General features: G+C 72.0%; 10 protein-coding genes. All 10 read right to left on the bottom strand.

What is annotated here, in order from left to right:
• On the bottom strand, positions 1-182 hold a 182-nt coding region (locus VK923_20325; GenBank protein ID HSJ47024.1), incomplete at its 3' end, for a 2Fe-2S iron-sulfur cluster-binding protein.
• Positions 175-1,080: a xanthine dehydrogenase family protein subunit M gene (locus VK923_20320; GenBank protein HSJ47023.1), complete on the bottom strand. Its 906-nt coding sequence runs from the start codon at positions 1,078-1,080 to the stop codon at positions 175-177. The genes VK923_20325 and VK923_20320, both read right to left, overlap by 8 nt.
• A complete protein-coding gene (locus VK923_20315; protein HSJ47022.1) occupies positions 1,077-2,564 on the bottom strand; it encodes a DUF1116 domain-containing protein in 1,488 nt (495 codons plus the stop codon). Before VK923_20315 ends, VK923_20320 begins: the two co-directional genes overlap by 4 nt.
• Entirely contained in the window at positions 2,561-4,192 is a 1,632-nt protein-coding gene (locus tag VK923_20310) for a hypothetical protein (protein ID HSJ47021.1), read from the bottom strand. Before VK923_20310 ends, VK923_20315 begins: the two co-directional genes overlap by 4 nt.
• Positions 4,189-5,055 (bottom strand): DUF2877 domain-containing protein, encoded by an 867-nt coding sequence (locus VK923_20305; protein ID HSJ47020.1) that lies wholly within the window; start codon positions 5,053-5,055, stop codon positions 4,189-4,191. The genes VK923_20310 and VK923_20305 overlap by 4 nt, the downstream gene beginning before the upstream one ends.
• Entirely contained in the window at positions 5,052-6,044 is a 993-nt protein-coding gene (locus tag VK923_20300; protein HSJ47019.1) for a carbamate kinase, read from the bottom strand. Before VK923_20300 ends, VK923_20305 begins: the two co-directional genes overlap by 4 nt.
• 34 nt (positions 6,045-6,078) lie before the next feature.
• Positions 6,079-7,569, bottom strand: a complete 1,491-nt coding sequence (locus VK923_20295; GenBank protein HSJ47018.1) for a solute carrier family 23 protein — start codon at positions 7,567-7,569, stop codon at positions 6,079-6,081.
• Between the two features lie 24 nt (positions 7,570-7,593).
• A complete protein-coding gene (locus VK923_20290) occupies positions 7,594-8,880 on the bottom strand; it encodes an amidohydrolase family protein (protein ID HSJ47017.1) in 1,287 nt (428 codons plus the stop codon).
• Between the two features lie 95 nt (positions 8,881-8,975).
• Positions 8,976-10,124, bottom strand: coding sequence for a ring-opening amidohydrolase (locus VK923_20285; GenBank protein ID HSJ47016.1), 1,149 nt, complete (start codon positions 10,122-10,124; stop codon positions 8,976-8,978).
• A gap of 91 nt (positions 10,125-10,215) precedes the next feature.
• Positions 10,216-11,517 (bottom strand): Xaa-Pro peptidase family protein, encoded by a 1,302-nt coding sequence (locus VK923_20280; protein HSJ47015.1) that lies wholly within the window; start codon positions 11,515-11,517, stop codon positions 10,216-10,218.
• Positions 11,518-11,884 lie beyond the last annotated feature (367 nt).

Genomic DNA, 11,884 nt, shown 5'->3' with positions numbered 1-11,884 from the left:
ACGGGCGCGCCGTCGAGCAGCACGGTGCAGCAGCCGCAGACACCGTGCTCGCAGCCCACGTGCGTCCCCGTCAGCCGCAGGTCGTGACGCAGGGCGTCGCTGAGCAGACGGCGCGCCGGCACCCGCAACGACCGGGTCGTGCCGTTGACCCGTAGCGTCACCTGCTCGGTGGTCTCAGCCATGCCGGTCCTCCCCTGCCGGAGCGGCGGCGCGTCGGCGTGCGTGCGCTGCGGCCGCACGGATCGCCCGGGCGGTCATGACCCGGGTCAGCTGTCGCCGGTACGCGACCGTCGCGTGCAGGTCCGCCTCGGGCTCGCTCGCCGCATCGACGAGCTCCGCGGCGGCCTCGAGCGCGGCGTCGTCCACGGTCCTGCCCGCCAGCTGACCACCGCAGTCGACGACCAACGGCGTGGGATGGATGCTGATCGCTCCGACCCGCGCGTCGGTGATCGAGCCGTCGGCATCCAGCGACACGGTCGCACCGACGCCGCACAACGCGTAGTCACCGTGGCGGCGGGCGATCTCGACGAACGCGCTGCCACCGGTGAGATGCTGCCGGGGGAAGTGGACCGAGGTCACCAGGTCACCGGGGCGCAGGCTGCTCTCGAGCGGCGCGACGAAGAAGTCGTCAGTGGTGACGTCACGTGTGTCCCCGCCGCGCCGCTCGACCCGCACGGTGCCGCCGAGCACCGCAAGGACGGCGGTCAGCTCTCCGGCGGGATCGGCGTGGGCGATGCTGCCGCACGTCGTCCCGCGGTTGCGGATCACCGGGTGGGCGACCAGCCGCAGCGCCTGGCGCAGCAGCGGGACGGCGCGGTAGGCCTCCTCGTGGCGCTCGACCGCGGCGTGACGGGCGCAGGCACCGACGGTGACACCGCCTTCGTCGACGTCGATGCGGTCGAGTGCGGTGATGCGGTTGATGTCGACGAGGTTCGCAGGCGACGCGAGGCGCATGTTGAGCAGCGGGATCAGGCTCTGGCCTCCGGCGAGCACCTTCGCCTCGTCCCCGAGGTCGCCGAGCAGGTCGAGGGCCTCGTCGACCGACGTCGGCGCGTGGTAGGCGAAGGGTGGCGGCTTCATGTGGGCTGGCCTGCCGCGCTGGATTCCACCCGTGCCGCCCCGCCCGACGGGGCTGGGGACGCATCCACCCGCTCGGCCAGCGCCTCGACCGCGGCGACGAAGCACTCGATCGGCGGCTCGACGAGGCCGGCGCCGACCTGCCCGGTGCCGGCCTCGCGCCCCGCCATGCCGGTGTTGACCGCCGGCGCGATCCCTGTGCGCACGACCTTGGTGGCGTCGATGCCGACCGGTGTCCCGCGGAAGCCGAGGATCGGGATCTGGTACGACGTGTGCTCGGCCAGCGTGATCTCGTACATGGACAGCGTGAAGGCCAGCGCGTCGCTGACCTCGCCACCGACGAAGCGCACGATGGCAGGTGCGGCCGCCATGGCGAACCCGCCGATGCCGGCCGTCTCGGTGATCGTCGAGTCGCCGATGTCGGGGTTGGCATCCTCGGGTCCGTACCCCGACAGGAACAGTCCGTCCGGCACACCGGCCGCTGCCGTGAACCACTGCCCGCCGGTCCCCGAGCACTGGATCCCGAACTCCGTGCCGTTGCGGGCCATCGCGATGACCATCGTCGAGCCGGGGATGTCGCGGGCGGCATCGGCGGCGGTCTTCGCGGCTGGCATCACCAGGTTGAGGAAGAAGTGGTCGTTGCCGTTGATGAAGCGCAGCACGGCGGCGATGTCCGAGGCCGCGGCGTCGACCTCGACGAGGTCACCGGCGATCTCGCGCAGGAACAGCGACGAGCCGGCGCGGTTGCGGTTGTGGCCCTCGTCACCCATCTGCAGCGCCTGGACGATCAGCGACCTCACGTCCACCGGTCCGTGCGCACGCAGCGCCGCCCCGGTCAGCGGTGCGAGCGTACGTTCCATCCAGTGCAGGCGATCGACGACCTCCGTCCCGAAGGCACCGTACCGCAGCACCTTGCCCAGGCCCTCGTTCTGCGTGCAGTGGGCTGTCGTGCCGTGCTCCTCGTCGTGCAGCACGTACATCGGCATCGACGGGCTCACCACACCCGCCATGGGCCCGACCGCGCCGTGCTCGTGGCACGGCGCGAGATCGATGTCGCCACGCCCGGCCATCGCGGCGGCTGCGTCGGGGTCGTCGGCCCAGCCCTCGTACAACAGCGCACCGATGATCGCGCCACGCAGCGGACCGGACGCGTCGGCCCACGCGATCGGCGGACCGGCGTGCAGCAGCATGCCGTCGTCGAAGCCGGCGATCGCCTCCCGCGCAGGCTGGAGGTCGACCAGGTGCGGCCGCGCGGACTGCAGCCGCGTGACCGCCGCCTCGTTGGCGTCGACGACCCGGTCGTCCGCGGCGATGCGGGCGAGTGCCGCACCCCCGCCGACAGGCGGCCGCCAGTCGGTGCGCACCGGTGCGATCCCCTGCGACGCCAGCGCGTCGGCGAACAGGCTGACACCTGCCGTCACCACGCGCGGCTCGTCGGACAGCAGCGAGCGCAGCGGCGCGTCAGAGCCGGTGCCCGGGCCACTCATGCGGACGCTCCGGTGATCAGGCGGACGGCCTCGCGGGCCGCCCGCGCGTTGGACAGGTAGACGGTCGCGCCGGCGTCGGCGAGCGCGACGGCCTGGCGGTCACGTTGCTGGGGATCGTCACGCGTCCCGCACAGCGACACCACCACGGCCAGACGATCGCCGCGGTCGGCGGCCGACCGCCGCGCGTCGGCGATCGCCGGCGCGAGCGCCGCGGCGGGGTCGGCGTCGGCGCCGTGGCCGAGCACGACGTCGAGCAGCACGACGGCGCCGTCGCGTCGTGCCTCCCGCTCGAGCGCGGCGATGCGCAGGCTGTGGTCGATCATCGGATGCGGCCGTCCCCGGGTCATCTCGTCCTCGCCGAAGTCGATCATTACGTGCCCGTCGTCGCTGTCGTCGAGCTCCCAGCCGGGTTCGAGCGGGATGTTCGAGCGGACCGTGCCCAGCGCCGCGGCGGCGATCGCCATGGCCTCGTCGCACAGGGTGCCGCCGCTGAACAGACCGCGGAGCACGGCGTCCACCGGGCCGGGAACCTGGTCACGTCCCCATCGGGGATGGTGGGCGATCGGCCGGCCGAGGCGCTCCGCGGTCTCCTCGGCCACCGCGGTCAGATCCCGCTCGCCCATGCCGACGAACCCCAGCACGATCGGCGTGGTGCATGCGGCGGCGGCGTCACGCACCGTCGCGGCGACGGTCGGGTCCGGTGGCTTGGACACCACGACGACGAGCTCGGTGCCGGGGTCGGCGTCGAGTGCCGCGAGCGCCCGGAGCGTCGACGCGGCACCGACCCGAGCCGACAGGTCGCGCCCACCCACGCCCAGCACGTGGCGCACGCCGATGTCGGCGTCGTCGAGCAGGCAGCACAGCTGCTGAGCGCCGGTACCGGAGGCCGCGACGATGCCGACGGGACCGGGCCGCACGACGTTGGCGAAGCCGAGGCCGACGCCGCCGACGATCGCGGTCCCGCAGTCGGGACCCATCACCAGCAGGCCCCGCCGCCGTCCCTCCGCCTTCAGTGCGACCTCCTGCTCGGCCGGCACGTTGTCGCTGAACACCATGACGTGCAGCCCCGCCCGCAGCGCGTCCATCGCTTCGACGAAGGCGTGCTCCCCGGGCACGGAGATCAGGGCGAGATCGGCGTCGACGGACCGAGCGGCGGTACCGATCGTGCGCGGTGGCGGTGCGGTGACGTCTCCTCCCCCACCCGACGACCTACCGGCGGAGGCGAGCGCACCGTCGATCGCGGACACCGCTGCCGCAACGACGCTGTCGTCGGTGGCGCGGACCGCGACGATCAGTTCGTTGGGTCCCGCGTCACCGAACGCGTCGCGGTCGAACCCCAGGTCGCCGATGATGCCGAGGTTCAGCTCGGTCCCCATCGCGACGACCGCGTCGTCCACGCCCTCGAGCGCAGTGACGTCCCGCGACACCTGCAGCAGTGTCACCGAGTCGTGGTAGGTGCCGCGCCGGACCTCGACGTGGGTGCGACCCTGCGGCGCACCGCTGCCGTTGCCCGAGGTCCTGTCACGTGTCCCACCGCCGTCGCCGCCGGGAGGCCGGTCATGTGATCCGTCACCGGGGCTGTTCGAGGGCTGGTCGTGTGACCTGCCGCTGACGCTCCTTGAGGTCACGTCCGGTCCCTTCCGATGGTCAACAGGTCGACGGCGATGCCGATCCCGATCAGCAGATCATGCCCGGAGGTGTGCCCGAGCCGAACGAGCCGCGCGACCGGTCCCGCCAGCAGCGAGTCGCCGGGAAGCGCCTCCAGGACCCTCCGCGCCGCATCGACGACGGCGCCGACGTCGGCGCAGCGCAGCAACGTCGCGGACAGCGCGCTGGTGCGGGGGGCGGCCGCGCGCACCGCGCCTCCCAGCGCGTCGGCGACGCGGATCGCACCGGCATGCGCGCCACCGAGCACGCGCAGGGTGGCCAGCATGCCGGCCAGCACGTCGTCGCCGGCCGGGGTCGAGCCCGGTCCCCGGCCGACCAGCTCATCGACGAGCGACGCGACGGTGCGCGCGTCGACCCGACGCGCGGCGGCACGGAGCTCGTCGACCGGTCCGGCCAACCCGTGCCCCGCGAGCGCCGGCGACGCGAGCGGCAGCTCGGCTCGTCGCCATCGCAGCCGTGACGGCTCAACCGGTGGGGTCCGCGGTCGGGGATCCCACCAGCGCCGTACGGTGACGACGCGATCATGGACGCGCAGGGCGCCGCCGCCGAGCTGCCCGCGGGCGCCGGTCACCAGGTCGTCGACGCCGGGCCGGCCGGCATCGAGCGACAACGCGTTCGGTAGTCCCGCGCCCGCGCCTGCTGCCTCGAGCGCGACCACGGTGCCGCCGTCCACCGCGAGGTAGCAGGCTGGGCCGCTGACGCCGACGACGCGGACCGGCTGCCCAGGACCGATCACCAGCGGCCGCAGCCAGTGGCTCGCCGCGGCGCCCTGGCCGGGCGGCGCAGCCGCTGGGCGCCGTGCCTGGTCGGTCGCCGCCGTCACGACGTGCGCACCGTCGCGGCGTCGTCGGGCATGATCAGCGTGCCGGCCTCGCCGCGCACGACCGCGAGCACGTCATCGAGCGCACCGATCGCAGCGGGCATGCGCGCGTGCTCCACGAACGCGAGCGCTGCCGCGACCTTCGGTCCCATCGAGCCGCGCCCGAACTGCCCCTCGGCGGCGAGGTTGTGCAGGTCGCCCGCCGTCACCTTCGACAGCCAGCGCTGGCGCGGCGTCCCGAAGTCGATGGCGACGCCGGCGACGTCGGTGAGGATGACGAACCCGGTCGCGCCCAGCTCGCGGGCGAGCAGCGCGCCGGCCAGGTCCTTGTCGATCACGGCTTCGACACCGACCAGGAGGTTGTCATCGGTGCGCACCATGGGGATGCCACCGCCGCCGTTGGCGACGACGACCGCGCCGGCGTCGAGCAGCAGGTTGATGGTCATCGACTCGAGCAGCCGCAGTGGCTGCGGTGACGGCACGACCCGGCGCCAGCCGCGGTCGCCCATGTCCGCGAAGCGCTGCCCTGCTTCGGTGCGGCGCCGCTCGACGTCGGCGGGGTCGGTGATGTACGGGCCGATCGGCTTCGACGGGTCCGACCAGGCAGGGTCGTCGGCGGAAACCTCGACGCGCGAGATCACGGGCACGACCGTCGACAGGTCGCCGTGCGCCTCGAGGGCGTGCTCGAGCGCCGTGATCATCTGGTAGCCGATCGTCGCCTGCGTCTGGGCGACGCACCAGTCGAGCGGCATCGCAGGCACCACGTCCCTGGCGAGCTCGTTCTTGAGCAGCAGGTTGCCGACCTGCGGGCCGTTGCCGTGGGTGATCACGATCTCGCGACCGTCGACGATCAGCTCGGCGATCAGCGTCATCGCCCGGCGGATGTTGCGCGTCTGCTCCTCGGCGGTGCCACCGGTGCCCGCGGGCGCGATGGCGTTGCCGCCGAGGGCAACGACCGTCCGTCGTCGCCCCGCGACCGGTGCCGGGCTCACCGTGCCGCCTCGCTGCGCAGCGCTGTCACGGGTGTCACACGGCCTCCCCGGGCGGCGGGCCCTCGGGGTCGAGCAGCGGGCCGCCGCCGGTGATCCCGCGCTCGGCATCCGTCCCTGGGATCACGTTGTCCAGGAAGAGCCCGAGGATGGCGGCGACGGCGATGCCGCTGCCGAAGATGCTGCGCGCCAGGTTCGTCGTCCACTCCTGCCCCAGGAACGTCCAGTCGTCGGGCAGCTGGCTCACGTAGTCGGGCACCACCAGGCCCATGAACAGGATGAACCCCGCGATCAGCAGGTTGCGCTGGGAGGTCATGTCCGCGCGCTGCAGGTTGGTCAGGCCCACGGCCGCGATCAGGCCGAACAGCGCCAGGTAGACGCCGCCGACCACCGGCGTCGGGATGGTCGCGATGATCGCGCCGAACTTCGTGATGAAGCCCAGCACGATCAGCGCGCCGGCACCGATCAGCACGACGTAGCGGCTGGCGACCTTCGTCAACCCGATCAGCCCGATGTTCTCCGTGTACGAGGTCGACGCGAAACCGCCGAGCAGGCCGGTCACGAAGCACCCGAGGCCCTCACTTCCGATGCCCCGGTTGATCTGCTCCGCGGTCGGCTCGCCGAGACCGGACACACGTGCGACGGCGTGGTAGTCGCCGAACGACTCGATCATCGAGGCGAGGTAGGCCGCCAGGACAGCGATGAAGAACCCGACGTCGAACGCGGGCGCCCCCCATGGGAACAGCAGCGACAGCTCGCCGACCACGCTGCGCACCCACGGTGCGGTCCCGAAGCTGTCGCCGATCGTCGCCAGGCTCACGTACGCCCGGTTGCCCTCCGTGATCAGGCCGGCCTCGCTGAGGACCAGCGCGACGATGTAGGTGCACACGACGGCCAGCAGGATCGGGAACACCGAGATCAGTCGAGACCGCCGGGACAGGATCAGGGCGAACAGGAGGATGAACGACACGGTCAGCAGAGCGATCCACCAGTTGCCGGCCGCGACCACCGACCCGTCGTCGCCGGTGATGGTGTTGACCTGCAGGGTCGCGGCGTTGTACAGCGACAGGCCGATGAGCGCGATGACGGGCCCGATGACGATCGGGCTGATGAACCGCCGGATCAGGCCGAACAGGCCGCTGTACCCGACGATGGCCTCCACGACGGCGCCCGCAAGGATCGCACCGCCGATGTAGGGCATGGCAGCGATGCCCTCCCGTGCACCGATGATCGCGAAGAAGGGCCCCAGGAACGCGAACGACACGCCTTGGACGATCGGCAGCCGCGACCCGATCGTCACCTGCAGGATCGTGGCGATGCCCGATGCGATGAACACCGAACTGATCAGGATCGCGATCTGGATCGTGTCCATGCCCATCGCCGGACCCAGCAGCAACGGGACGGCGATCGTGGCACCGAACATGGTCAGGACGTGCTGCAGGCCGAGGCCGAGTGCTTTGGGGAACGGACGGGGCACGTCGTCCAGTCCGTAGGTGAGGTCCATCCGTCCGGCGGGCATCGTTGCCATTTGCCTTCCTCCTTCGCGTGCTGATCAGCCGGGGCGGCGGCCGGTGGTCGCCACTCGGGTCGGCTCCGGGACATCGACATCGCTGGTCGTGACGGTCGCGGCGACGGGCCGCCCGGCGCGGACCACATGGTGGGGTGCGCTGTGACGCGCCAACACCTGACGCGCGTCGCTGCCGTCGAGCACGACCAGATCGGCCGCCGCACCGACCGCCAGCGCGTCCGCGTCCAGACCCAGAGCGGTGCGCGGGTGCAGCGTGATCATGTCGAGCACGCGCTCCATGTCCGCCGGCGACGTCATGTCGAGCGCGTGTGCCGCGAGCAGCCCGACCTCGAGCAGGTTGTGCTGACCGAACGGGTAGTAGGCATCGGCGACGTCGTCCTGCCCCAACGCGACCGGCAGGCCGGCGTCGAGGAGCAGCGCGACCGGCAGCGCGAGTGGGGCGGTGTGGGGGTTGGTGACGAACGCCATGCCGGCCCGGCGCGCGAGTCGGATCAGGCGCTCGACCCGCGGCCGCGGATGCAGGCCGATCGCGCGTGCGTGGCAGGCCGTGACCCGGCCCTCCCACCCGCGGTCGAGTGCGGTCGACGCCAGCATCGCCGTCGTCCGCAGGTCCGGATCACCAGCGTCGTCGGTCAGCATGGCGATGGCGCGGCCGTGCCGCTGTGCGAGGTTGAAGATCTGGTCGATGTGTGCCTGCGCGTCGCGCTCGGTGTCCTCGATCCACGGGATGCCACCGACGGTGTCGGCACCGAGCCGCAGCGCCTCGTCGACCACGTCGATCGCGCCCGGGTCCCGGACGATCCCGTCCTGCGGGAACGCCACGACGTCGAGGTCGATCACACCACGCAGGTCGTCGCGCAGCGCGAGGAGCGGACGCACGCCACGCAGCCCGGCGCGCGTATCGGTGTCGGCGAACGCGCGGACGTGCGTGACCCCGTGTGCAAGGCCGTCCCGCAGCACGCCGCGCGCCCGGCCCGAGATCGTAACCTCGTCGTAGTCGTCCTTGACCTGCGACGCCAGCTCGATCGCCGTGGCGGCCGCCCCCATGTCGCCGCCGGCGTAGGCGAGTCGTGCGTGCCCGCCGGTGAGGTCCCAGGTGTGGACCTTGTCGAGGTGCAGGTGGGCGTCGACGAACGATGGCGTGACCAGGGACCCGCCGGCGTCGATGACCTCCTTGCCGTCCAGCCGCGCCTCGGCGATCGTGGCGATGTGGCCGCCTGCGATCCCGATCGACCGCACATCGCCGGCCAGCGGCTGTGTGGCGCCGCGACGCAGCCGCGCGTCCCTGACGACCAGGTCGTGGATCGTCATCGTCGCACCGCCGCAGGTCCGCGCGGAGCGACGCGTGCGATCGGGGCAGGCGTCGCGGGCGTCGGTCTGGTCGTCACCCGCCGTGCCACGCGCGTCTAGGCGACGTGGACGATCGCAGCCACGGGCCCGCCCCCCGGCGGCCCCTGGTGCTGCGCACCGACCGAGACGAACACGGCGGGGTCGCCCACCGCGGCAGCCGTCACCCCGCCCACGGCGCCCTTGGCGTGCCGGTGCCAGTGGACGTCGGAGTCGTCCAGCATGATCTGGCGCCGCCCATGCAGCTTCGCGGTGGGATCGGCCTCGCACTTGAGGAACACGTTGACCAGCCGGTCGCCCAGGTCCGACGGGTGCGGGCGCTCGGGCAGATCCAGGCCGGCGGAGCGGATCGCGTCGTAGATGCCGTCGACGTCCAGCGCGTCGTCCATCACGCTGTGCCCGATCCGCAGGTCCCCGCCGGCGCCGGGAGCGTTGCCGACGAGCACGATCTGAGCGCGGTCGAGCTCGACGCCCGAAGAGCACGACGCGACCGACGAGTACAGCTCGAGGTCGCGACCGATCGCGTCGGCACGGGGCATCTCGATCTCGCCGAGCCCGACGGCGATCCCCAGCCCCGTGGTGCCGTTGGACATGTCCATGGACTGGTGGATGTCCTCGCTGAACACGGTCGCACCGCGCGACCTGGCCTCGTTGATCGTCTCCGTCGTCAGCAGCGGCGTCTTGGTCTGGACGTAGTGGACGTCCGACGGGTCCGTGATGCCCGCGATCTCCATCGCCTTGCGCACGCCGTCGGCCACCTTGGAGACCATCGCGCGGCGTCCGATGTCCTCCGGCAGGATCACATCGCTCATCGCGATGCCAACGGCCAGCCGCGCCTCGTCGTCGGGCCCGGCCTGGTCGTTGCGCGCGAACACGGTGGCGTGCGGCGTTATCACGCCGTCGCACCCACCGGACCAGACCATCGGGATCTGCCGGACGTCGCCGAGTGGACGGGTGCCGTGCTCCATGAGCACGCCGCGGAACGCCTGGTCGGCCAGGATCCGCGTGAAGTCGTTGACGCCGCCGTTGCCCTCGGTCTTGCCGATCACGGCGATCACCTGGTCGGCGGTGAAGACGCCGTCGGTGATGAGCTGGTCCATGCCCGACGCGTCCTGGACGTTCTCGAGCACCACCTTGCGCGCGATGACTGCCATCGTCGAACGGACCTCCAGCGCGAGGGAGACGGTCAGGTCGGCACCGTAACGCATCCTCGGGACGGCGGAAAGGCCTCCGTTCGGCGGAGCCGGTCCGCCAGTCGTCCGTGGGACCACGCCCCACGGCGTCGAGGCCGACGCAGGATCAATCGGACAGCGCGAGGGGGAAGCTGGTCAGCAGCTCGGGGCCGTGCTCGGTGATCAGCACCTGGTTCTCGAGCTTGACACCCTCGCCGCCCGAACGGGGGCCGACATAGGCCTCGACGGTGAACACCATGCCCGGCTCGACGACGCCGTCGGTCCCCCACGCGTCCCAGTCGTGCGGAAAGTAGATCTCGGGGTACTCGTCGCACTGCCCGACGCCGTGGAACAGCACGCTGTAGTGGCGGTACGCGTCGACCGGCGGGGTCCAGGCGTCGAACGTCAGCTCGCGGAACGTCCGGCCCGGGGTCAGCAGCTCGACGTTGCGCAGCACCTGTTCGAGCGCCAACGCGTGGACGTGGCGCTGCGCCGCCGAAGGTGGTCCTCCGCCGCACCTCCAGGTACGTGAGATGTCGACCATCATCCCGTACGCGCCGACGAGGTCGGTGTCGTAGGCCACGAGATCGCCCGGCTCGATGACGCGGCTGCTCGCCTCCTGCATCCAGGGATTGGTGCGCGGTCCCGACGACAGGATCTGGGTCTCGATCCACTCCCCCGCCCGTCTGATGTTGCCGGCATGCAGCTCGGCCCAGACCTCCCGCTCTGTCATCTCCGGCCGCAGCACCGACCGCAGCTCGGCCATGGTGGTCTCGCACGCGTGCACGGCACAGCGCATCGCGTCGATCTCGTCGGCGCTCTTGATCATCCGGGCGTGCTCCATCACCTCCTGGCCGTTGCCGACCACGACGCCGGCCCCGGTCAACGCCTCGTGCGCGTGCAGGTGGCACTGGTCGACCGCGATCCGCGTCGTCGCTCCGGGCCGGTGCCCCATGACGTCGAGCAGCTCCGACGCCCACCGCCGCGCCTGCTCCTCGTACCGTGGGCCCGCCTGGAAGTAGGTCGCCGAGATCGCCGGGCGGACCTCGTCGATCAGGTCGTTGTGGCCCGCGAAGAACTCGCAGTTGGCGAACTCCCACAGCACCGTGTGGCCGTCGGCCCCGACCCAGGCGTAGCGGGCGCCGTTGTGCATCACCCACACCTGCATGTTCGTCGTGTCGGTGGCGTAGCGGATGTTCATCGGGTCCATCACGATGATCCCGGCGTAGTCCAGGCGATGCAGCTGGGCGAGGATCCGGTCGAGGCGGTACCGCCGCATCGCCCGGAGATCGGGCAGCTCCAGGCCGGCCGCTACCCACTCGGCGGTCAGAGCCGGACCCGGTCCGAGCGCCAGGTGGTGCAGTGGTCCGGCCGCCGTCGCGACCGCGTCCGCCGTCTGCTCGACGCTGCGCCTGATCCTGTCGGCCATCGCCATCTCCGTCCGGACCTGTGATCGTGCGGCCGGCACGGACTGTAGTGGGCGCCATGTCCGCGCAACAGCTTCGGTCCCGGGCGCCGGCACCCGCCGGCGGGCCGCACCGGCACCCGTCCGGCCGGATCAGTCCATCAGGTCGTCGTGGCGGACCCGGGACCGCTCTGCGTCGGTGTGGATGTCGAGGGCACGGTCGAACAGCTGCGTGCGCGCTCCAGCCGGCCGATCACGCGGTCGTCCTCGGTGTAGGCGAAGATCGCGGCGTGCCGGGGCCGGATCCGGCCACCACACGGGACACCTGATGCAGCGAGAGCGGCCGCGGAATATCTGGAGGAACCCGGGCCGCAGCTCCAACGTCCTGACC

It is taken from the genome of Euzebyales bacterium, assembly GCA_035461305.1.
Lineage (GTDB): Bacteria > Actinomycetota > Nitriliruptoria > Euzebyales > JAHELV01 > JAHELV01.
Note: the sequence above shows the minus strand (reverse complement) of the source record. Positions and strands in the feature narration are given on the sequence as shown.